We start from the raw sequence: 21,896 nt of genomic DNA, 5'->3' as shown, positions 1-21,896 counted from the left end.
AAAAATCCCCGCGTCGCCCGCACGGCGAGGTGTTTGAAGTGTCGAGGAAGGGCCCTTCTTTGGTTACTTTCTTTGGCCCTTCAAAGAAAGTAACTCGCCTTCAGGCGAAAGCATTTGATCCTTGCCTGTCTACCGCCTGCGGATCTTTTTGGAAGTCGCGACAAGACCAGATCAAGATCAACGGCAACGGCAACGGCAACGGCAACGGCAACGGAACGGCAACAGCTGCAAGCAAGGGCACGGCCAAACAAGGGCTAGGGGCTACGCCGCTCCACCAATCGTGGGAGGACGGCATGTCGGGATCGACTGTGCTGCAAATGCGCAGCCGATGCACGGAGTGGCTGCGCACCCCCGCCTCAGTGCATGTGCACCGGCCGGTGCGCCCGCACCGCCATCACCACCCCGAGACCGGCCAGCAGCGACACCGCCGACGTGCCGCCGAAGCTCAGCAACGGCATCGGCACCCCGACCACCGGCAGCAGGCCCGCGATCATGCCGCCGTTGACGATCACGTAGACGCAGAACGCCAGCCCCAGTGCGCCAGCGATCAGCCGCGAATAGCCGTCGCGTGCCTCCGCGGCGATCCACAGGCAGCGCCCGACCACGAACAGGTACAGCGCCAGGGTCACGGCCACGCCGGCCCAGCCGAACTCCTCGCTGAGCACCGCGAAGATGAAGTCGGTGGTGTGCTCGGGAATGTAGTTCAGGTGCGCCTGGGTGCCCTCGCCCCAGCCCTTGCCGGTCAGGCCGCCACCGCCGATCGCGATCTTGCTCTGGATGATGTTCCAGCCGGCGCCCAGCGGATCCGACTCGGGGTCCAGGAAGGTCAGGATGCGGTCCTTCTGGTAGGGGCGCAGCAGCCACAGCCAGGCGGCCGGGGCGATTGCGGCGATGCTGCCGGCCGCAGCCGCGAACCACCACCAGGACAGCCCCGCCAGGTACAGCGCGAACGCGCCGCTGGTGGCCACCAGCATTGCCGTGCCGAAGTCCGGCTGCAGCAGGATCAGCGCGGTCGGGGCGGCGATGATTGCGCAGCCGACCAGCACCGCCGGCAGCCGCGGCGGCAACGCGTCGCGGCTGAGGTACCAGGCGACCATCATCGGAAGGCTCAGCTTGAGCAGCTCGGCCGGCTGAAAATAGAACACGCCCAGGTTCAGCCAGTGCGCACCACTGCGGCCGCTGCCGAGGAACAGCACCAACACCAGCGGCACCAGCGACAGCCCGAACACCAGCGGGCTCCAGTTGCGCAGCTGCGAGGGCGGCATCCGCGACAGCGCCCACATCGCCGCCAGGCCGACCCCGAAACGCGCCCCCTGCGCGATCACCAGCGACGTGGACTGGCCGCCGGCGCTGTACAGCACTGCCAGCCCGATCGCCATCAGCGCCGACAGCGCACCGAGCAACGGCCAGTCGAGCGTGCGTAGCAGGCGCGCCAGCAGGTCGAGCAGCCAGCGCAGGATCACGCTCATGGGGTGGGGTCCGCCGCTGGCCGCGCGCCGCTCGCGGCGGGCGAGGGGCTCGGCGCCGTCGCCGTCGCCGCGGATGAAGGCTCTGGCGGCTCTTCAGCGGGCACCGGCTCGGGCATCTTGCCCAGCAGCCAGGCATCGAAAACCTTGCGTGCGATCGGGGCCGCGGTGCTGCCGCCGTAGCCGCCGTGCTCCACCACGACAGCCACCGCAATGGTCGGGTTGTCGGCCGGCGCGTAGCCGACGAACAGCGCCTGGTGGCGCAGGTGGTATGGCAGCGAACCCGGATCGACGCTGAGCTCGCCCTGGCGGCTGATCTTCTGCGCGGTGCCGGTCTTGCCGGCCATCAGGTAGGGCGCGCCGCGGGCCATCGCGGTGGCGGTGCCACGGCCGTGGATGGTCTCCAGCATGCCCTCCTGCACCGCCTGCAGATGGTCGGGACGATCGGTGATCGACCGCGGCGGCGCCTGCGCCAGCGGCGACCACGGCGCCTGGTAGCCGTCGCGCCGCGCGTCGACCAGGTGCAGGCGGCGCAACTGCCCGTCGTCCGCCACCGCCGCGGTCGCACGCGCCAGCTGCAGCGCGGTGGCGATCCAGTAGCCCTGGCCGATGCCGGCGATCACGGTCTCGCCCGGATACCAGGGCTCGCTGCTGTTGGCGCGTTTCCATTCCACCGACGGCACCACGCCCTCGTTCTCGCCGAGCAGGTCGATGCCGGTGCGCTCGCCGAACCCGTAGCGGTGCATGTAGTGGCTGAAGCGCTCGATGCCCATCTCGTGGGCCAGCTCGTAGTAGTAGGTGTTGACCGATTGCGCGATCGACTCGCGCAGGTCGACCCAGCCGTGCCCGCCGGCATGTGAGTCGCGGTAGCCGCGGCGCACGCCGGGCAGGTGGAACTCGCCGGTGGACAGCGTCTCTTCCTGCGGCGTGCGCAGCCCGCTGTCGAGCCCGGCCAACGCGATCAGCGGCTTGACCGTCGAGCCCGGCGGGCCGCCGCCGAGCACGTTGCGGTTGAACAGCGGCCGCGAGGGGTCCTCGGTCAGCGTGGCGTAGTCGGCATGCGAGATGCCGTTGACGAACAAATTGGTATCGAAGCCGGGCAGGCTGACCATCGCCAGCACCTCGCCGGTGCGCGGATCGACCGCGACCGCCGAGCCGTCCATCGTCCCGAACGCATTCACCATCGCCCGCTGCAGGTCCAGGTCGACGCTCAGCCGCAGGTCGGCGCCGGGCACCGCCGGCACCCGCCCGACCTCGCCCATCGCGCGGCCGTCGACGTTGGTCTCGATCTTCTCGTAGCCGATCTCGCCGCGCAGCACGTCCTCGTAGGCGCGCTCCAGGCCCGTTTTCCCGATATGCGTCAGCGCCGACTTGCCTTCGCCCAGCTCGGCCAGGTCGTCCACGTCGATCCGGCCGACGTAGCCGATGATGTGCGAGAACAGCGCGCCGTGCGGGTAGCGTCGGTTGAGGTAGGGCACCAGCTCCACGCCCGGGTAGCGCCAGCGGTCGACCGCGAAGCTCGCCGCCTCCTCCTCGGTCACGCGCAGCTTCAGCGTGACCGGGCGGAAACCGCGGGTGGCGCGGCGGGTCTCCTGGAAGGTCTCGATGTCCTGCGGTGACAGCTCCACGATCTCCGCCAGCTGCGGCAGCCACTGGTCCGGATCGCCGGCGTCCTCGGGGATGACCTCGAGCCGGTAGGCCGGCACGTTGTCGGCCAGGATCCGGCCCTTGCGATCGAAGATCAGCCCGCGTCCCGGCACCACCGGCTGCAGCCGGACCCGGTTGGCCTCCGACCGCATCGCGTAGGCATCGTGCTGCCAGACCTGCAGCCGGAAGTACCACAGCGCCAGCCCCGCCAGCGCCAGCACCACGATGGCGAAGGCCAGCAGCGCCCGGCGGCGGAACTGCTGGGCCTCGGCGACGGGGTTCTTGAGCAGGCGGCGACGCGGTCCCATCAGCGCTTCCGCCAGTTGCCCAGGCGCAGCGCGTCAAGCAGCAGGTAGACCATCGGCCACAGCAGCATGCCCAGCAGCGGGGCCAGCCAGAACGCCAGCGGCAGGGTCTGTATGCCGAGGATCAGGTGGATCGCGCCGGTGACGATGCGGTCGTTGAGCAGCAGCGCACCGATGGCGATCGCCTGTTGCGACAGCGGAAAGAACCGCAGTCGCGCACGGAATCGCTGCAGGATGAAGGTCATCACCACCAGCCTCAGCGCCTGCTCGCCGAGCAGGCTGCCGAAGGTCAGGTCGGCGATCAGGCCGACGACGAAGGCCACGCCCAGCCCGACCCGATCGGGGCTTTCGATGACCCAGTAGGCGATCACCAGCGCCAGCCAGTAGGGGCGCACCGGCTGCAGCAGCGGCGGCAGCGGCAACAGCCCCAGCAGCAGCGCGACCAGCACGCTGAGCGGCAGCACCCAGGGGTGGCGCTGGCGGCTCATGGGGTTTCGCCCGTCGGGATCGGGGTGGCTCCGCCGTCCGGGACCGGGGACCGGGGACCCGGGACCCGGGAAGAGCCGGTGCCAGCCGCTCCCGGCTCGACCGATGGATCAGTCTGCGCAGCTTCGGGCTCCGACGCTGCGCTTGCGGGTCCCCGGTCCCCGGTCCCCGGCGCCGCAGGCGCCGTGCGCAGCAACAACACGTCGCGCCCGCGATCGAGCTGCGCCGCCGGCCGCACGTCGCCGAGCAGGAACGCGCGGCTGTCATCGGGCCGCAACGCGGCCACGGTGCCGACCAGGAACCCGGCCGGGAAGCGCGCGCCCAGGCCCGAGGTCACCAGCAGGTCGCCGACCTTGACGTCGCTCGACAGCGGAATACTCGCCAGCCGCAGCCGGTCGCTGCTGCCGGTGCCATAGGCGACCAGGCGCACGCCGTTGCGCGTGACCGCCACCGGCACCGCGTGCGAGGCGTCGGTCAGCAGCAGCACGCTGGCGTGCATCGGCGTGGTGTCGATCACCTGGCCGAGCAGGCCGCCGGCGTCGATGACGCTCTGGCCGACGCGCACGCCATCGGCACTGCCGGCGTCGAGCACCAGCCGCTGGCGGGTCAGGTCCAGATCGATGTCCAGGATCGGCGCCAGCTGTACGTCCAGGCCGCCACGCTCGGCCGCGCCGAGCAGTCCGCGCAGGCGTGCATTGTCGGCCGCCACCGTGCGCAGCCGCGCCAGCCGTGCGTTGCTGACCAGCATCTCGTTGCGCAGGCGCTCGTTCTCCGCGGTCAGCTGGCTCAGCGTGCCGGCATCGTCGTAGAGCTTCTCGGCCATGCGCCCGGGCCAGCCGGCCACCATCCACAGCGGTTGCACCAGCACGTCGGCCTGCTGCCGCGCGCGGTTGAGCCAGCCGCCGCGATGGTCCAGCACGATCAGCACCAACGCCAGGACCAGATATGCCAGTAACCGCAGCGTGTCGGCGACTTCACCGGTGCGGGTGGGGGTGGCGGGACTGGCGTAGTGGGGCACGGAGTCTATCGGGTATCGTCGGGGGTGCGCGGGCTGGCGGAGCCGCGCGGTTTCGGCGCGCGCAAGTCGCCCGCGGTGCGGGCTGCGAGTTCGGCGCTGCGCGCCTGGTAAGTAGTAAGTAAGAGCAAGACCTACCCGCTGTTGGTGTTGGTGTTGCTGCTGCTGTTTCTGCTTTTACTGACAGGCCGCACAGCGGCCGACTTCACCCAGCCTGCGCAGCAGGCGCCTACCCCCCTTTCCAGCCCGCGCAGCGGGCGCTCACGGCTTCAGTCAGGCGCAAAGAACTCATTGCCGTGCATGTCGACTAGCTCCAGCGCGCGGCCGCCGCCGCGGGCGACGCAGGTCAGCGGGTCGTCGGCGACCTGCACGTGCAGGCCGGTCTCCTCGCTGACCAGGCGGTCCAGGTCGCGCAACAACGCGCCGCCGCCGGTCAACACGATGCCGCGCTCGGCGACGTCGGCGCACAGTTCCGGCGGGGTCTGCTCCAGTGCCAGCTTGATGCTGGTGACGATCCCCGACAGCGGCTCGCGCAATGCATCCAGCACCTCGTTGGCGTGCAGGGTGATCATCTTCGGCACGCCCTCGGCGAGGTTGCGGCCGGACACCTCGATCGTGCGCGGCTCGTCCTGCGGGTAGGCGCAGCCGATGTCGAGCTTGATCCGCTCGGCGGTGGCCTCGCCGATCAGGGTGCCGTAGGCGCGGCGCACGTAGCCGATGATCGCCTCGTCGAAGCGGTCGCCGCCGATCCGCACCGAGGCCGAATAGACGATGCCGTTGAGCGCGATCACCGCGACCTCGGTGGTGCCGCCGCCGATGTCGACCACCATCGAGCCGCGCGCCTCGGTCACCGGCATGCCGGCGCCGATCGCGGCGGCCATGGGTTCCTCGATCAGGTAGACCTCGCGCGCGCCGGCCTCCTCGGCCGATTCCTTGATCGCGCGGCGCTCGACTTGGGTGCTGCCGCACGGCACGCACACCAGCACCCGCGGGCTCGGCCGCAGGAAGCGCGACTTGTGCACCTTGCGGATGAAGTGCTTGAGCATTTCCTCGGTGTAGGTGAAGTCGGCGATGACGCCGTCCTTCATCGGCCGGATCGTGGTGATGTGGCCGGGGGTGCGGCCCAGCATCATCTTGGCCTCCATGCCGACCGCCGCGACCGAGCGGTTGCCGCCGATCACCCGGTCCTGGCGCACCGCGACCACCGACGGCTCGTTCAGCACGATGCCCTGCCCGCGCACGTAGATGAGGGTGTTGGCCGTGCCCAGGTCGATGGACAGGTCGTTGGAGAACATGCCGCGGAACTTCTTGAACATCGAGAGGGTTGCCTTGATGAAGGCGGGCCTGGGGCAGGCGGGCCGGGAAGTGCGACACCCGTGAAGGGTGCGCGAAACGGTCGGTTAGCCTAGCAACCACCCCCACCCCCGGCAAGGAAAAACCGCGCCCTGCGGCGGTTTTCGCCGTCCGGGGTCAGGGTCCGTTACGGCGATACCGCGCCGGTTGTGACGGCGCTCACGCTGGCCGGCCGGCGGCCCAGCGGCTACCCTACGCGCCGCGCGGCGTCCGGCCGCCGCTGCCCGCCCCGCGTCGCCGACCTTCCCAACTGCACCACCAGTGCACCCCCACCAGGAATCAAATCCGATGTCTGCCCTGATCTGCGGCTCGCTGGCCTACGACACCATCATGGTGTTCCCCGACCAGTTCAAGAACCACATCCTCCCGGACAAGGTGCATATCCTCAACGTCTCTTTCCTGGTGCCGCGGATGAGACGCGAGTTCGGCGGCTGCGCCGGCAACATCGCCTACAACCTCAAGTTGCTCGGCGGCGATCCGATCCCGATGGCGACCGTCGGCCAGGACTTCGGTCCCTACCGCGAATGGTTCGAGGAGCACGGCATCCGCATGGACCAGGTCAAGGTGATCGACGAGCTGTTCACCCCGCAGGCGTTCATCACCACCGACCACGACAACAACCAGATCACCGCGTTCCACCCCGGCGCGATGATGCGCAGCTACGAGAACCACGTGCGCGACGTGGAAGGGGTGAGCTTCGGCATCGTCAGTCCCGACGGGCGCGAGGGCATGTTGCAGAACGCGGTCGAGTTCGCCGAGGCCGGCATCCCCTTCATCTTCGATCCCGGCCAGGCGATGCCGCTGTTCAACGGCGCCGAACTGCGCCACTTCATCGAGCAGGCCGACTACGTCACCGTCAACGACTACGAGTCCAACCTGCTGCAGGAGCGCACCGGCTGGAGCGAGGCCGACATCGTCAAGCGGGTCAAGGCCTACATCACCACGCGCGGCCCGCAGGGCTCGCACATCCACACGCCCGGCAAGAGCTACGACATCCCGCCGGCGCACGAGCGCCGCGTCACCGACCCGACCGGTTGCGGCGACGCGTTCCGCGCCGGGCTGATCTTCGGTATCGAGAAGGGCTACGACTGGATGACCGTCGGCCGCATGGGCAACCTGATGGGCGCGCTCAAGGTCGAGCACCCGGGCACCCAGAACCAGCGCTTCGACTACGACGAGTTCGCCGAGCAGTTCCGCCAGCAGTTCGGCTACGCGCTGTAGGGCGGGTTTCCAACCCGCCGCCCAGCCCACGGCGATACCGCACTGGCTCCCCCCTTTGGAAAAGGGTGAAGCGGTCCGCGTGCGAACCACCGGTTCGCGGACCGCTGAACGCCCGAAGGCTGTGCCTGAGGGCCGGGCGGGTTGGGGAGGATTTGCTGTTGCGGTCGCTCCCGCGCGACGTCGACTCCCCGCGGGGTCCTGCGCGCCCCGCTACATCACCTGCGCCAGCGAGACCTGCCGCGGCTTGGCCAGTTGTTCGAACTCGGCATACGGCATGCGTACCAGGTCGGTGTGCGATCCGGCGTTGAACGCGATCTCCGGCTGCTCGGCCATGCGCTCGTCGACGTAGACCGGCATGCCGTAGAGATTGCCGAACGGCGGCATTGCGCCGAGTTCGCAGTCGGGAAACGCATCGCGGAAGTCCGACTCCCCGGCCAGCGCGATGTCGCCGCCGCCGATTGCGCGCGACAGGCGATCGAGGTCGACGCGGTACGCCGCCGGCATCACCAGCATCGCCAGCCGGCCGTCGATCTTGAGCATCACGGTCTTGGCGAAATGCAGCGCGCCGATCTGCGCGGCGTTGGCGGTCTGTTGCGCGGTGATCGTGCGGTCGTGGGTGAGCGTCGCGTAATGGGCGTGGCGCTCGTCGAGGAAATGGTACAGGCGTGGACTGAGCATGGTCGCCTCCGCTGCAGCGTGCCGGCGGTTCCGATCCGACGCCGCTGCCGGGGTGGACTGGCGCGTGCCTCCGGCGTTGCGTCAGCGTGGCGTCCGCGAAGCACGCCGACGCCGTCATTCCGATCGTACGCCGCGCGCCCATCGCGGCGGCGTGATGCCGCCGCAGCCTGTGGCATTCAGGCGCGATGTGCGGAAAGGCAGAAGTGTTTGACGCGGATCAACGCGGATGGTCACGGATCAAGCAAAGAAGTTACGTAAAAAAAATCGGTCAGTAACTGGCCCGCTACGTGGCCATGCTCAATTGTTTGCTTCTATCCGCGTTGATCCGCGTTGAAAATATTTCGCCATCCGGCACACCGTGCCGCGGCTGCGAGCTAGTTCCAGGCCGGTAGCCTGTTGCTGTCCAGGCCGGCCACCTCGTACACCACCGTGCGCGTGCCGCCGACCTTGACCGGAAACTCGATTGCGATCTCGTCGGCGTCCTTGGCGAGGTTCCACAGTGCGCGCTCGTCCTCGATGAACATGGCGATCGCCTCGTCGGTGTCGGGACGGCTGGCGTCCATCGCGCGTGGTTCCGAATCGTCAACCGTGACCTGCACCTTGCAGCCGCCGTAGCAGTCGAAGTCGCCCGCCTGCAGCACCAGGTAGCTGCTGCGGCCCCAGTCGGGATGATCGCGGAAGATCAGCCGCACCGGCTGCGGACCACTGCCGTCGACGTCGACCCGGTCCTTCGCATGAATGGCCGCCGACAACTGCTCGCCGCCATCGACCGGCTGGCTCTGGTAGGTCCACAAGGCCGCGGTGCGGCGTGCCTCGCTGGCAGCTTCGGCCTTGGCCTTGACGTCGGCGTGCTGGGCCTGGATGCGCTCGGCCGCTTCGCTGCCCGGGTACTCGGCGATCAGCACGTCGCCGTGCGCGCGGGCGAGCTGCCAGTTCTGCGCATCGATGGCGGCGTCGAACTGTGCGGCCATGACCTCAGCCGCCTGCTCCCGCGCTGCTTCGCGCGCGGCGCGTTGCGCCTCCGGATCGGGTTTGGGTTGGCAGGCCACCGCGAGCAGCGTGGCGGCGAGCAGTAGCGGCAACTTCGGGTTCATCGTGTATCTCCTCGTATCGGATGTGTCGCATGCACCACCGTCATTCCAGCGACGCAGCACTTCGCGAAAATCCACATGGCCGTTGTGCCTTGGCTCGTCATCGCCACGGAGGCCGGGATCCAGTGACTTCGAAGCGAGGCCGCATATCAGCCGATCCGGCCACCACGCCTGAGACGCCGACCCCGCTTTCGCGGGGGCGGCGACAGGGCTTGCTACTGCGCCGGCGCCTGCTTGGCCTCGGCGATGACCGCCTCGACCGAGCCGGTGGTGATCGGGTGGTAACCCGGCCGCGCCTCGGCGAAGGTCTCCTCGGCCAGCTGCAGGCCTTCGGGCGTCTGCACCAGCGCCGCATAGGTCGGCATGATCAACTTGCGCCGGCCGATGTCCACCAGGAACTCGGCGATCGCATCGTTGGCCTGGGTGTAACCGCTGCGTACCGCCAGCGGATACCAGCGCTGCGCCAGCTCGCCGTTGGGCGTGCCGGTGAACCCGTAGGCGTCATCCAGCGCATCCAGTTGCTCGATGCTCAGCGTCTCCGGCATGCCTTCGAGAAAATGCACCCACTCCTGCGTGGTCCATTCGGAGGTCAGCGACTGCGCCGGCACGGTGCCGTCGTCGAGCCACGCGGCGCGCGCGGTATCGACCGCGTTGAAGCGCGGCGAATCGGTCTGCGGCGCGTTGTCGGGAATGCCAGGCTCGTAGATCCACTCCTCGAGCTCGGCCGCGCTGACGATGCCCGGGTTCGGCTCCAGCAGGTGGGCCTTGGTGTACTCGATGAACTTGGTGGTCGGGATGCTCTGGAACGCGAAGTGGTCGAAGTAGCCGCGCAGGAAGGCATCGAAGGTCTCGCGGCCGAAGCGCTGCTCCAGGAACTGCATGAACCACGCGCCCTTGGTGTAGACCGTGGCGCTGGAGGACCCATCGGGGTCGTCCAGGGTTCCCGGCTTCAGCGCGAGCCGCTGCAGGCTCGGGTCGATCTCCTCGAACTCCACCGCCAGCTCGTTGCGGCCGATCACGTTCTCCATGTCGGCGCGCGCCTTGCCGTAGAGCTCTTCCACGATCCGGTTTTCGACGTAGCTGGTGATGCCCTCGTTGAGCCAGGCGTCATTGGAGGTCGAGAACGTGACCAGGTTGCCCGACCAGCTGTGCGCAAGCTCGTGCGCGATCAGAGCGACCAGCGACTGGTCGCCGACGATCACCGTCGGGGTGATGAAGCTCAGCCGCGGGTTCTCCATGCCGCCGTACGGGAACGACGGCGGCAGGATCAGCAGGTCGTAGCGGCCCCAGCGGTACGGGCCGTACAACTCCTCGGTGACCTGGATCATCTTTTCGGTGTCGGCGAACTCGGCCACCGCGGCCTCGACCGCGGCCGGCTCAGCCCACACCCCGGCGCGCTCGGAGATCGGCTCGAACACCAGATCGCCCGCCGCGATCGCCAGCAGGTAGGACGGGATCGGCTGCGGCATCTCGAAGCTATAGGTGCCGTCTCGCGCCGCGTCCGGATCGTTGTCGGCACTCATCAGCACCATCACGTCGTCGGGCGCGGTCACGTTGGCGGTGTAGGTGAAACGCACCCGGGTGGTGTCCTGCACCGGCACCCAGGAGCGCGCATGGATCTGCTGCGACTGGCTGAACATGAACGGCGTTTCGCCGCCCTCGGTCATCGCCGGGGTCAGCCACTGCAGGCCCGAGGCGTCCGGCGAGGTCGCGTAGGTCACGCGGATGCGCGAGCTGCGCTGCGGCGCCTCGATCGTGAGCTTGCTGCCGAGGTTCTCGTCGGCGTCGGCCAACTCGTACTCCAGGTCCTCCCAGCGGCCATCGCTGCGCTCGCCGACGACCTTCTCGATGCTCAGGTCGCGGGTGTCGAGCACCAGTTGGGTCGCGTCCTCGTCGAGCCAGTCCAGCGTATAGGTCGCTGTGCCAGTGAGCTGGCGATTGTCGAAGTCGACGTCGAGCTGCAACGCCAGGTCCTCGGTGCGGACCTTGTCGGGCTCGGCGTAGGAGTACTCGTCGTGCTCGGCGGCGGTGGTCATCTCGGCCTGGTCGGTCGCGGCGGGGGCGCCGGCGCTGCCGTCGGCCGGCGGCGCGGCATCGCGCGAGCAGCCGGCCGCGAGCGTGGCGGCGAAACATATCGTCAGCAGACGGGTCATCAGGAGTTGCAAACGCATTGGCAGGCCCACGGTATCGGGTGAGCCGTCGAGTCTAGCGCCGTGGCCGGGCCGGCGCGAAGTGCCCGGTCCCGCCGCACTCCAGCCAACGGCGAGCCGCTGCCGGCGCGCCGCGCCCGCTCAGACCTTGTAGCCGGTATGAATCGCGACGATCCCGCCCGACAGGTTGCGGTAGTCGCAGCGCGCGAAGCCCGCCTCGGCCATCATCGTCCTGAGGGCATCCTGCGGCGGATGCTGGCGGATGCTCTCGGCCAGGTACCGGTAGCTGTCGGCATCCTTGGCGAACAGCTTGCCGAGCCGCGGCAGGACGTTGAACGAATGGAAGTCGTAGATCGGCTTGAACCATTCGGACTTCACCTCGGAGAACTCCAGCACCCGCGCCTGCCCGCCGACCCTGAGCACCCGGTGCATCTCGCGCAGCGCCGCGTCCTTATCGGTGACGTTGCGCAGGCCGAACGCGATGGTGACCAGGTCGAAGCTCGCCTCAGCGAACGGCAGTTGCTCGGCGTTGCACTGCACGTATTCGAAGCCGGCGACCTTGCCGCGGTTCACCATGCGGTCGCGCCCGGTGCGCAGCATCTCGCCGTTGATGTCACCGAGCACCACGCTGCCGGCCTCGCCGACGCGGCCCTGCAGCAGCAGCGCGATATCGCCGGTGCCGCCGGCCAGGTCCAGCACGCGATCGCCGCGCTTCACCTGCGCGGTCGAGACGAAGTAGCGTTTCCAGACCCGGTGAATACCCAGCGACATCAGATCGTTCATCAGGTCGTAGTTGCCCGCGACCGAGGAAAACACCTGCCCCACGAGTTTCTGCTTGTCCGCAACCAGCACGTTGCGGAAGCCGAAGTGGGTGGTACCGGGTTTCTGGTGGGGATCGCTCATGCGCCGATTATCGCACTGGTTCCTGCCCGGCCGGGCTCCCCGTTTTTTGTAGGAGCGGCTTCAGCCGCGATCTGAAACCGGCGGAGCGAGCAGGCATGCGATCGCGGCTGAAGCCGCTCCTACGAAAGCGTCGTAAGCTGCGGGAGCCGTCCCGTTCCAGCGCAGGAATCCCCAATGATCGCCACCCCCGACTACCGCGCCCTGCTCGCCACCGCCGTGACCGAAGCCCGCCAGGGCCTGGGCGAGGGCGGCATCCCGATCGGTGCCGCGCTGTACCACCAGGACGGCCGCCTGCTCGGCTGCGGCCACAACCGGCGCGTGCAGGAGAACGACCCGTCGGTGCACGGCGAAACCGACGCGTTCCGCAAAGCCGGTCGCCAGCGCCGCTACCGCGACACCATCATGGTCACCACGCTTGCCCCGTGCTGGTACTGCAGCGGACTGGTGCGCCAGTTCAACATCGGCACCGTGGTGGTCGGCGAATCGGTGAACTTCCGCGGCGGCATCGACTGGCTGCGCGAGAACGGCACCGAGGTGATCGACCTCAACGATGCCGGATGCATCGCGATGCTCGGCGACTGGATCGCCGCGAATCCCGAGGTATGGAACGAGGATATCGGCGAGGATTGAGCTACGCCGGAGGTCGATTTTCGTAGGCTGGGCTGCCAAGCCCAGCGCTCGCGACATCCGGGCGGCTGGGCTTGGCAGCCCAGCCGATGACAGCAATGCGCGCCTTGAGCCCGAGAGTCGCTGGCTCGGGCGCTAGAGGATGTAGCGGCTCAGATCCGGGTCCTGCACCAGCTCGCCCAGGTGCTCGTCGACATACGCGCGGTCGATGCTGACCGAATGGCCGTCGCGGTCGGGGGCTTCATAGCTGAGCGTGTCGAGCAGGCGCTCAAGCACCGTGTGCAGGCGCCGCGCGCCGATGTTCTCCTGCCGCTCGTTGACGGTGGCGGCGATCTCGGCAAGGCGGTCGATCGCATCGTCGGTGAACTTCAGGTCCACGCCCTCGGTCTTGAGCAGCTCGACGTACTGCAACGTCAGCGCAGCCTTGGGCTCGGTCAGGATGCGGACGAAGTCGTCCTTGCTCAACGCGCTGAGCTCGACCCGGATCGGGAAGCGCCCCTGCAGTTCGGGAATCAGGTCCGAGGGCTTGGCCAGGTGGAATGCGCCGCTGGCGATGAACAGGATGTGGTCGGTCTTGACCGCGCCGTACTTGGTGCTGACGGTGGAGCCCTCCACCAGTGGCAGCAAGTCGCGCTGCACGCCCTCACGCGACACGTCGCCGCCAGTAATGCCTGATTCGACGCGCTTGGCGACCTTGTCGATCTCGTCGATGAACACGATGCCATGCTGTTCGCACGACTCGATCGCCGCCTCGCGCACGTCGTCTTCGTTGACCAGCCGGCCGGCTTCCTCCTCGATCAGTTGCGGGCGCGCGGACTTGATCGACAAGGTCTTCTTGTGGGTCTTGGCGCCGGCGACCTGCGAGAACATCTGCCGCAGCTGCTGGCCCATCTCTTCCATGCCCGGCGGCGCCATGATGTCGACGCCGACGTTGACCGCGGTCTCGATCTCGATTTCGCGCTCGTCCAGCTCGCCGGCACGCAGTTGCCGGCGCAGCTTGATCCGCGTGTCCGACTCGCGCGCTGACGGCTCGGCACCGATGTCGACCGTGGTGGTGGTCTGGCTGGTCGCACCGAAACCAAAGCCGGAGGGCTGCCGCTCGCGGCCGGGAAGCAGCGCATCCAGGATGCGATCCTCGGCGCGCTCCTCGGCCTGGGTGCGCACGCGCGCCTTGGCCTGCTCGCGATACAGCTTGACCGCGGTGTCGGCGAGGTCGCGGATGATCTGCTCGACGTCCTTGCCGACGTAGCCCACTTCGGTGAAGCGCGTCGCCTCGACCTTGACGAACGGCGCGTTGGCCAGCGTCGCCAGGCGCCGTGCGATTTCGGTCTTGCCGACTCCGGTGGGGCCGATCATCAGGATGTTCTTGGGCATGACCTCGTTGCGCAGCTCGGGCTCGAGCTGCATCCGCCGCCAGCGGTTGCGCAACGCGATGGCGACCGCGCGCTTGGCGTCGTGCTGGCCGACGATGTGGCGGTCGAGCGCCTGCACGATTTCGCGCGGGGTCATGGTGGCGTTGTTGTTGTCGGTTTGGTTCGGCATGTCGATCCACAGGGTTGTCGTCCCCTTCTCGCGCGTGCGGGAGAAGGTGCCCGAAGGGCGGATGAGGGCAAGCGCCTCGGCAGTAACGGCGCAACCGCCGATTCGCGCGCGCTCACCCAACCCTCTCCCGCAGGCGGGAGAGGGGGGCGAAAATCAGAGTTCCTCGACCACCACGTTGCGATTGGTGTAGATGCACACGTCCCCGGCGATACCGATCGCCTCACTGGCGATGGTGCGGGCGTCCAGCTGGGTGTGCGCCATCAGTGCGCGCGCGGCCGACAGGGCGTACATGCCGCCCGAACCGATCGCGATGATTCCGTCCTCGGGCTCGATCACATCGCCGGTGCCGCTGATGATCAGCGAGGTCTCCTTGTCGGCCACCGCAAGCAGCGCCTCAAGCTTGCCGAACCGGCGTTCGGTGCGCCAATCCTTGGCCATCTCGACCGCGGCGCGCTGCAACTGCCCGTGCTTCTCGAGCTTGGCCTCGAACAACTCGAACAGCGTGAACGCGTCGGCCGCGGCGCCGGCAAACCCGGCCAGTACCTGGTTGTCGCGGCCGAGCCGGCGCACCTTGCGCGCGTTGCCCTTCATCACCGTGTTGCCAAGCGTGACCTGGCCGTCGCCAGCGACGGCGACGTGCTCGCCGCGACGCACCGAGACGATCGTGGTGGCGTGAAAGCGGGTCGGGTTGTGGCTGGGGTCCATGCGGCCTCCGGGGTCGAACCCCCTGGATGGGGATTCGGGACTGGCGACGCAAGGGCGGGACTCGGGGCGGCGCAGGAGCCGAGACCCGGGACCGGGGACCCGAGAAATCAGGAGCCGTGTCCGGGAAAGGCGCAGCGAAGAGCAACTGCAATGCACAACTTTGCGTGTTTTGCGCCCTTTGCGGAACGCTCTTCGCTGTGCCCGGGTCCCCGGTCCCGAGCTTCAGCGCTTGCGTTTCGCGCGCGGATGGGCGGCGTCGTAGACCTTGGCCAGGTGCTGGAAATCCAGGTGGGTATAGATCTGGGTGGTGGCGATGTCGGCATGGCCGAGCAGCTCCTGCACGCCGCGCAGGTCGCCTGAGGATTCCAGGATGTGGCTGGCGAAGGAGTGCCGCAGCAGGTGCGGGTGCACGCGTTTGAACAGGCCCTGGCGCTGCGCCAGGAGGCGGATGCGCAACTGCACCGCGCGTGGCGTGATCGGACCAACGCCGCGGCCGGGAAATACCGGCGCGTCGTTGCCAGCGCCGGTCGATGCGTGCCAGTTCGACAGCGCGTGGCGCGCATGCGAACCCAGCGGCACGCTGCGCTGCTTGCCGCCCTTGCCGAGCACCCTCACCAGCCCATCACCGAGGTCGAGCTCGCGCCAGTGCAGCGAGCACAACTCGCTCAGGCGCAGGCCCGAGGAATAGAACAGCTCCAGCAAAGCCCGGTCCCGCAGCCCCAGCGGCGCATCGGTCGGCACCTCCACCAGCACCTTGGCCTCATCCGGGTCGAGCACCTGCGGCAGTTTGCGTGGCGCCTTGGGCGCGCGAATGCCGGTGGTTGGGTTCACGTCGATACGGCCGTGCCTGAGCTGCCAGCCGTAGAAGCTGCGACAGGCCGACAGGCGCCGCTGCAGGCTCTTGGGCGACAGGCCGCGGCGATGCTCGGCGGCGATGAACGCGCGCAACTGTTCGCCCTGCAGATTGCTGATCTCGCTGCCTTGCGCCTGCGCCCATTGATTGAGCGACGACAGGTCGCGGCGATAGGCGTCCAGGGTGTGCGCGGACACGCGCCGCTCGACCGCGAGATGGGCGAGGAAGTCCTCGATCGCTTGTGCAGTCACCGCGCCACCCGAGAGTCGGTGGAGCAAATCCTCCCCAGCCCTCCTTTTCCAAAGGAGGGAGCCAGAAGCACTGCACGTCTAGCGGCGCGAGCGGCAGTTCCCCCCTTTGGAAAAGGGGGGCAGGGGGGATTTGCGCGCGCGCGCAAAGGCAAGGTGCGCCTAACGCGCATACCTCGCCAGCGCCGTCTCCAGCGCCTCGCCCATCATCCGCAGGAACAGCGTGCCCATGCCGGGGAAAAACCGGTTCGGGTCGCGGCTGCCGACCGCGACCAGGCCGACGCCGGGCAGCGGCACCAGCGCGGTCGATTGCACGTCCTCGGCGCGCTCGCCATAGAGCAACGCATGCTTCTGTGGCTGCAGGCGGCCGCACAGCGGATCGCCGTTCTCAAGACAGTCGCGGAACGGCTGCAGACGGGCATCGCCCGGCGCGATCACCTGCAGCCATTCGTTCTCGTCCAGCCCGTCGACCGGCTCGAACAGCACCAGCCGTACCAGATCGCCGTTGAAGTCCTCGGCCAGGCTTGCCGCCATCGCCCGCACGGTATCGGCGGCGCTGTCCTGCTTCATCAAAGCAAGCGTCAGCTGCTGGGTGCGCACCGCCAGCCGCTCGTTCTCCTGGGCGTTGCCGAACAGCTCGTGCAGGCGGCGCGAGAGCTCGCGGTTCTTGTCGCGCAGCACTTCGAGCTGGTAGCTCGCCAGCGAGGCGGCCGAGCCTTCGTCGCGCGGCACCACCAGGCTCAGCGCGAGGTCAGGAAACTGTTGCAGGAAGCGCGGATGGCGGCGCAACCAGGCGGCGATCTCGTGCGCGCCGGGCTTGTCGTTTGTGTCGGTCATTGCAGCCACTCCCCTTCGAATACGAATGTCGCCGGCCCCGCCATCACCAGCGGCGCGTCGTCGCGCGGCCAGGCGATCTGCAGCTCACCGCCGGGCAGCGCAACCGTCACCTCGCGCCCGATGCGGACGCGCCGGATCAGTACCGCGGCCGCGGCGCAGGCGCCGCTACCGCAGGCGCGTGTCTCGCCGGCGCCGCGCTCGTACACGCGCAGCCGCACCCTGCCGCGCGACTGGACCTGTGCGAAGCCGACGTTGACCGACTCGGGGAACATCCCGTGCCGCTGCAGCCATGGCCCCAGCGCCTCGACCGGTGCGGCGTCGAGGTCGTCGACCTCGACCAGCGCATGCGGGTTGCCCATCGATACTGCACCGAATCCGATCTGGGCGCCGTTGCATTCGACCGCGTAGTGCTCGGCTTGTTCGAAGCCCAGCAACGGAATCCGCGCCGGCTCAAACTGCGGCACGCCCATGTCGATGCCAAAGCGGTCGCTGCCCAGGCGAGTGACCGCGTGGCTGCCGCTGGGGCTGTCGAGCGCGAACGCTTCCGTGCCGATCGCGCCGTCGCGAACCAGCCACGCCGCGATGCAGCGCGCGCCGTTGCCGCATTGCTGCGATGGCGACCCGTCGGCATTCCAGATGCGGTAACTGGCGGCCGCACGCTGGCTGCGCGGCGGCTCGATGGTCAGGACCTGGTCACAGCCGACGCCGGTGCGGCGATCGGCCAGGGCACGGCACAGCTCCGGGCTTGGTGCCGCCATTCCGCCGCGCAGGTCGAGCACGACGAAATCGTTGCCGGCGCCGTGCATCTTGCTGAAACGCACGCGGCTGAAACGCATGTCGCGTTCAGCCATTCCCGTCGTCGTCGGTCGGCGGCGGTCCGGGGTCGGGCACCGTAGCGGGATCGATCGGCAGCGCCGGCTCCGGCGCCGGCTCGGCCAGAGGATCGATGAGTGGATCGACCGCGGTCGGATCGCGCAGGACGTTGGCTGGAGGCGCCTGGGGATACGTGGTCTGCGGTTCAACTTCGACCGGCACCGCGCCGGCGGGCGTGGCCGGATCCTCGACCGGCACCGGCGCCTGCACCAGCGGGCCCTTGTTGCCGCAGGCGGCAAGGCCCAGCGACAACGCGATCATCAACAAGGCAGGGCGTGCGTTCATGCCGGCAGTGTAGCGGTCGCCAAGGCGGCTGCGAAGTCAGCGCGGCGGCGGTTCAGGGCGGTGCCACAGCCACAATGCGACCAGAGCCATCACCCCGGTGCCGGTGGCGGCCATCCAGGTCCGCGGCGCGGTGGCGAACAGGATTGCCGCGCACGCGCCCATCGAGGTGAGCGCAAGGACCTTGGCGCGACGGCCGACCGCGCCGTGCGCCTGCCAGTCGCGGATCATCGGACCGAACTGGCGATGTGCGAGCAGCCGGCGATGCAGGCGCTGCGAGCCACGCGCGGCGGCATAGGCCGACAGCAGCACGAACGGCACCGTAGGCAGGCCGGGCACGAGCACGCCGGCCAGGCCGAGGCCAAGGCTGGCGTAGGCGAGCAGCCACCAGGCCCAGCGCAGCCGGCGGCGGGAGTGCAGGCCCGACGGCGGCGGCCGCGGCACGGGCCCATCGCTCACGTACGCACTCCACCGTAGAGCGGAACTTGCTCCGCTGCTTTTGGGCGCACCGGCCAGGTGACCTGTTGCACTGCGATCGCGGGAAAATGCAGCCGAGCAAGCTCGGCTCTACCGCTCTTCAGGCTCGCCGGCATTGGCACCCAACTGATCGAGCGCGAACGCGTACATCTCGGCCAGCTCGCGATAACGCCGGAAGCGCCCCGACTTGCCGCCGTGGCCGGCGTCCATGTTGGTCCGGAACAGCACCGGCGCATCACCAGTGTTGAGATCGCGCAGCCGCGCCACGTACTTGGCCGGTTCGAAGTACTGCACCTGCGAATCCCACAGGCCGGTGCCGACGAACGTCGCCGGATAGGCCTGCGCCTCAAGGTTGTCGTAGGGCGAGTACGACAGCATGTAGTCGTAGTACGCCTTCTGTTCGGGATTGCCCCACTCGTCGTACTCGTTGGTGGTCAGCGGAATGCTGGGGTCGAGCATCGTGGTGACCACGTCGACGAACGGCACCTGCGACAGGATCACGCGGTAGGTGTCGGGCGACATGTTGGCGATCGCGCCCATCAGCAGTCCGCCGGCGCTGCCACCGTAGGCGGCGGTGCGGTCCTTCGCGGCGTAGCCCTCCGCGACCAGGAAATCGGTGACGTCGATGAAGTCGGTGAAGGTGTTCTTCTTGCTGAACAGCTTGCCGTCGTCGTACCACTTGCGGCCCATTTCCTGACCGCCGCGGATGTGCGCGATCGCATACACCACGCCGCGGTCGAGCAGGCTCACCGCCGGCAGGTTGAAACTGGGATCGATCGAGTTGCCGTAGCTGCCGTAGGCGTACTGCAGCAGCGCGGCGCTGCCGTCCTTCTGGAAGCCCTTCCGGTAGACCAGCGACACCGGGATCCTGGTGCCGTCGCGCGCGCTCGCCCACAGCCGCTCGGTGACGTACTGCGCGGGGTCGTAGCCGATCACCGGCTGCTGCTTGAGCTGCCGGCGCTCGCCGGTGCGTACGTTGACCTCAAAGGTGGTCGCCGGCGTGGTCATCGAGGTGTAGCTGTAGCGCAGCCAATCGGTGTCGGGCTCGGAGTTGACCGACAGGCCCATCGAGTACGCCGGCTCGTCGGCCTGGACGTATTCACTTTGCGCATCCTGCGCAACACCCCGCACATCCATGTGCGGACTTTCCAATGCTTGTCGGACCAGACGGATGCGCTCCAGGCCGCCGGAGCGCTCGCCGATCGCGGTGAAACCGTCGAACAGCTCGAAGCTGTCGATGAACACCTCGTCGCTGTGGCCGATCCACTCCTGCCACTGCGCACGCGAGGTGCTGTCACTGGGTGCGGTCATGAGCTTGAAGTTGGGCGCGCCGTCGTTGGTCAGGATCACCCAGCGGCCGCCGTGGTGGTCGGCGCTGTATTCGACGTCGCGCTGGCGCGGCGCCAGCACGGCGAACTCGCGCGGGTCGCTGGCCGGAGCACAGCGGGTCTCGCTGGAAACGGTGCTTTCCACCCCGATGCATATGTACGCATCGTCGCGGGTGCGGCCAACGCCCATGTAGAAGCTGTCGTCGTGCTCCTCGTACACGAGCTCGTCTTCGGAGGCCGGGGTGCCGAGTACGTGCTTTCTGACGCGCACCGTCAGCAGCGTGTCGGGGTCGTTCTCGACGTAGAAGATCGTGCGGTTGTCGTCGGCCCAGACGATGTTCGCCGCGGCACCGCGGATCTCGTCGGGATGGATCTCGCCGGTCTCCAGGTTCTTGACGCGGATGACGTACTGGCGGCGGCCGATGTCATCCTCCGCCCAGGCCAGCAGCGTGTTGTCCTGGCTGACTTCCCAGTCGCCGACGTTGAAGTAGTCGCGGCCCTCGGCCATCTGGTTGACGTCGAGCAGGACCTGCTCGGGCGCCTCCATGTCGCCCTGGCGGCGCGCGTAGATCGGGTAGTCCTGGCCGGTCTCGAAGCGGCTGTAGTACCACCAGCCGCGCTCGCGGTACGGCACCGAGCTGTCGTCCTGCTTGATGCGCCCGACGATCTCATCAAACAGCTTGTCCTCGAGCGGCTTGAGCGGCGCCATCACCGTGTCGACGTAGGCGTTCTCGGCATCGAGGTACGCCAGCATCTCCGGGTTCTTGCGGCTGTCGTCGCGCAGCCAGTAGTACTCGTCCTGGCGCTCGGCGCCGTGCGGGGCGGTGACCACGTGCGGCCGTTTTTCGACGTCGGGGGGCTCGGGCAGGTTATGGGCGATGGACGGGCTGGAGAGGGTCATCACGGCGGCGAACAGGAAGGTGGGCTTCATGGCATGGGGTCCGGGGGCGGGATACGCAACGGGTGACGCAACTTTCGCACGTCCGTCACCCTGATCTAGTCATCCCGGCGAACGCCGGGACCATCTCGCGGTTGTTGCTGTTGTTGCTGTTGTCGTTGGCTCTTCCGCGACATTACAACGTCTTCACGCCTCGCCACAGACCCCGAAGGGGCGGCGCACATGGATGTGCGCCGTTTTCCGACCGAGGCAGGGTGAGAAGGTGCGCGCTTGCGAGCCACTGGCTCGCGCACCATACGAACGCCCGCGCCGCAAGCGCGGGCCGGACTTTGGCGGCGAAGCCGACAAAGCCGAGTCGGAAAATCCCCGCGTCGCCCGCACGGCGAGGTGTTTGAAGTGTCGAGGAAGGGCCTTTCTTTGGTTACTTTCTTTGACCCTTCAAAGAAAGTGACTCGCCTTCAGGCGAAAGCATTTGATCTTGCCTGTCTACCGCCTGCGGATGTTTCTAAGGTTGCGGCGCGCTCAAGATCAAGATCAAGATCAAGATCAAGATCAACTTCAAGATCAAGAGCTTCCGCCTGAAGGCGGGTCACTTTCTTTGCTAAGCCCAAAGAAAGTAACCAAAGAAAGGGCTCTCCTCGACACACCTCCCGTGCGGGCATGGAGTAGCGCGGGGATTTTCCGACTCGCCATCCATGGCTCGGTCGGAAAACGGCGGCCATCCATGGCCGCCGCCCCTTTGGGGTCTGTGGAGTGACGAGGTGGTTTGATTTGCGTTGCTACGGCAACAGCAACAGCAAGCCACGGCCACGGCCACGGCACGGCCACGGCAACGGCAACGGCAACGGCAATCGATGCCACCACAAAGCGAAACGGGCGCCTGGGCGCCCGTTTCTTGTGCGGCATGAGTG

The 21,896-nt window shown here is 68.1% G+C and carries 20 protein-coding genes; 2 read left to right on the top strand and 18 right to left on the bottom strand.

Annotated elements, in window-relative coordinates; all coding sequences use genetic code 11:
• Positions 1-356: 356 nt before the first annotated feature.
• The 5 genes from rodA to ACJQWM_RS00320 all read right to left on the bottom strand — a co-directional run bounded on the left by rodA (position 357) and on the right by ACJQWM_RS00320 (position 6,235).
• Complete coding sequence (rodA, locus tag ACJQWM_RS00340) at positions 357-1,469, bottom strand: rod shape-determining protein RodA (RefSeq protein WP_332703741.1); 1,113 nt, start codon at positions 1,467-1,469, stop codon at positions 357-359.
• A complete protein-coding gene (gene mrdA, locus ACJQWM_RS00335; protein WP_332703743.1) occupies positions 1,466-3,421 on the bottom strand; it encodes a penicillin-binding protein 2 in 1,956 nt (651 codons plus the stop codon). Before mrdA ends, rodA begins: the two co-directional genes overlap by 4 nt.
• Complete coding sequence (mreD, locus tag ACJQWM_RS00330) at positions 3,421-3,906, bottom strand: rod shape-determining protein MreD (RefSeq protein WP_332703745.1); 486 nt, start codon at positions 3,904-3,906, stop codon at positions 3,421-3,423. The genes mrdA and mreD overlap by 1 nt, the downstream gene beginning before the upstream one ends.
• Positions 3,903-4,922 (bottom strand): rod shape-determining protein MreC, encoded by a 1,020-nt coding sequence (mreC, locus tag ACJQWM_RS00325; protein ID WP_332703747.1) that lies wholly within the window; start codon positions 4,920-4,922, stop codon positions 3,903-3,905. Before mreC ends, mreD begins: the two co-directional genes overlap by 4 nt.
• A 266-nt stretch (positions 4,923-5,188) precedes the next feature.
• The gene (locus ACJQWM_RS00320; RefSeq protein ID WP_332703749.1) at positions 5,189-6,235 is read right to left on the bottom strand and encodes a rod shape-determining protein; all 1,047 of its coding nucleotides are present in this window, start codon (positions 6,233-6,235) and stop codon (positions 5,189-5,191) included.
• A 325-nt stretch (positions 6,236-6,560) separates the two neighbouring features.
• Here ACJQWM_RS00320 and ACJQWM_RS00315 point away from each other — a divergent pair, with 325 nt between their 5' ends.
• Positions 6,561-7,493, top strand: a complete 933-nt coding sequence (locus ACJQWM_RS00315; RefSeq protein ID WP_332703751.1) for a carbohydrate kinase family protein — start codon at positions 6,561-6,563, stop codon at positions 7,491-7,493.
• A 210-nt stretch (positions 7,494-7,703) separates the two neighbouring features.
• Here the strand turns inward: ACJQWM_RS00315 and ACJQWM_RS00310 are convergent, their stop codons facing one another.
• The 4 genes from ACJQWM_RS00310 to ubiE all read right to left on the bottom strand — a co-directional run bounded on the left by ACJQWM_RS00310 (position 7,704) and on the right by ubiE (position 12,315).
• Positions 7,704-8,171, bottom strand: a complete 468-nt coding sequence (locus tag ACJQWM_RS00310) for an aminoacyl-tRNA deacylase (protein WP_332703753.1) — start codon at positions 8,169-8,171, stop codon at positions 7,704-7,706.
• A gap of 374 nt (positions 8,172-8,545) precedes the next feature.
• On the bottom strand, positions 8,546-9,253 hold the full coding sequence (locus tag ACJQWM_RS00305; RefSeq protein ID WP_411306634.1) for a hypothetical protein: 708 nt from the start codon (positions 9,251-9,253) through the stop codon (positions 8,546-8,548).
• A 224-nt stretch (positions 9,254-9,477) separates the two neighbouring features.
• A complete protein-coding gene (locus ACJQWM_RS00300) occupies positions 9,478-11,433 on the bottom strand; it encodes a M1 family metallopeptidase (RefSeq protein ID WP_411306596.1) in 1,956 nt (651 codons plus the stop codon).
• A 120-nt stretch (positions 11,434-11,553) separates the two neighbouring features.
• Positions 11,554-12,315, bottom strand: a complete 762-nt coding sequence (gene ubiE / locus ACJQWM_RS00295; RefSeq protein WP_332703759.1) for a bifunctional demethylmenaquinone methyltransferase/2-methoxy-6-polyprenyl-1,4-benzoquinol methylase UbiE — start codon at positions 12,313-12,315, stop codon at positions 11,554-11,556.
• 174 nt (positions 12,316-12,489) lie between these two features.
• On the opposite strand from ubiE, the gene ACJQWM_RS00290 reads away from it, so the two are divergent.
• Positions 12,490-12,945 carry a nucleoside deaminase gene (locus ACJQWM_RS00290; RefSeq protein WP_332703785.1) on the top strand — a complete coding sequence of 152 codons (456 nt, stop codon included), beginning with the start codon at positions 12,490-12,492 and terminating at the stop codon, positions 12,943-12,945.
• Between the two features lie 132 nt (positions 12,946-13,077).
• Here the strand turns inward: ACJQWM_RS00290 and hslU are convergent, their stop codons facing one another.
• From hslU to ACJQWM_RS00245, 9 genes are all read right to left on the bottom strand, one after another.
• Entirely contained in the window at positions 13,078-14,484 is a 1,407-nt protein-coding gene (hslU, locus tag ACJQWM_RS00285; RefSeq protein ID WP_332703761.1) for an ATP-dependent protease ATPase subunit HslU, read from the bottom strand.
• Positions 14,485-14,637: 153 nt separating this feature from the next.
• Positions 14,638-15,189, bottom strand: coding sequence for an ATP-dependent protease subunit HslV (gene hslV / locus ACJQWM_RS00280; protein ID WP_332703763.1), 552 nt, complete (start codon positions 15,187-15,189; stop codon positions 14,638-14,640).
• A 222-nt stretch (positions 15,190-15,411) separates the two neighbouring features.
• Complete coding sequence (gene xerC / locus ACJQWM_RS00275; protein ID WP_332703765.1) at positions 15,412-16,293, bottom strand: tyrosine recombinase XerC; 882 nt, start codon at positions 16,291-16,293, stop codon at positions 15,412-15,414.
• A gap of 159 nt (positions 16,294-16,452) precedes the next feature.
• Positions 16,453-17,127 (bottom strand): DUF484 family protein, encoded by a 675-nt coding sequence (locus tag ACJQWM_RS00270; RefSeq protein WP_332703767.1) that lies wholly within the window; start codon positions 17,125-17,127, stop codon positions 16,453-16,455.
• Positions 17,124-17,978, bottom strand: coding sequence for a diaminopimelate epimerase (dapF, locus tag ACJQWM_RS00265; protein ID WP_332703769.1), 855 nt, complete (start codon positions 17,976-17,978; stop codon positions 17,124-17,126). Before dapF ends, ACJQWM_RS00270 begins: the two co-directional genes overlap by 4 nt.
• Entirely contained in the window at positions 17,971-18,285 is a 315-nt protein-coding gene (gene lptM / locus ACJQWM_RS00260; protein WP_332703771.1) for an LPS translocon maturation chaperone LptM, read from the bottom strand. The genes dapF and lptM overlap by 8 nt, the downstream gene beginning before the upstream one ends.
• A gap of 36 nt (positions 18,286-18,321) precedes the next feature.
• The gene (locus ACJQWM_RS00255) at positions 18,322-18,741 is read right to left on the bottom strand and encodes a YbaN family protein (RefSeq protein WP_332703773.1); all 420 of its coding nucleotides are present in this window, start codon (positions 18,739-18,741) and stop codon (positions 18,322-18,324) included.
• A gap of 108 nt (positions 18,742-18,849) precedes the next feature.
• Positions 18,850-21,018, bottom strand: coding sequence for a S9 family peptidase (locus ACJQWM_RS00250; RefSeq protein WP_332703775.1), 2,169 nt, complete (start codon positions 21,016-21,018; stop codon positions 18,850-18,852).
• Between the two features lie 425 nt (positions 21,019-21,443).
• Positions 21,444-21,647: a hypothetical protein gene (locus tag ACJQWM_RS00245; protein ID WP_332703777.1), complete on the bottom strand. Its 204-nt coding sequence runs from the start codon at positions 21,645-21,647 to the stop codon at positions 21,444-21,446.
• Positions 21,648-21,896: the final 249 nt, after the last annotated feature.

This window comes from Novilysobacter longmucuonensis (genome assembly GCF_046600735.1).
GTDB lineage: Bacteria > Pseudomonadota > Gammaproteobacteria > Xanthomonadales > Xanthomonadaceae > Novilysobacter_A > Novilysobacter_A longmucuonensis.
This window is presented reverse-complemented; position numbering and strand designations above follow the sequence as displayed.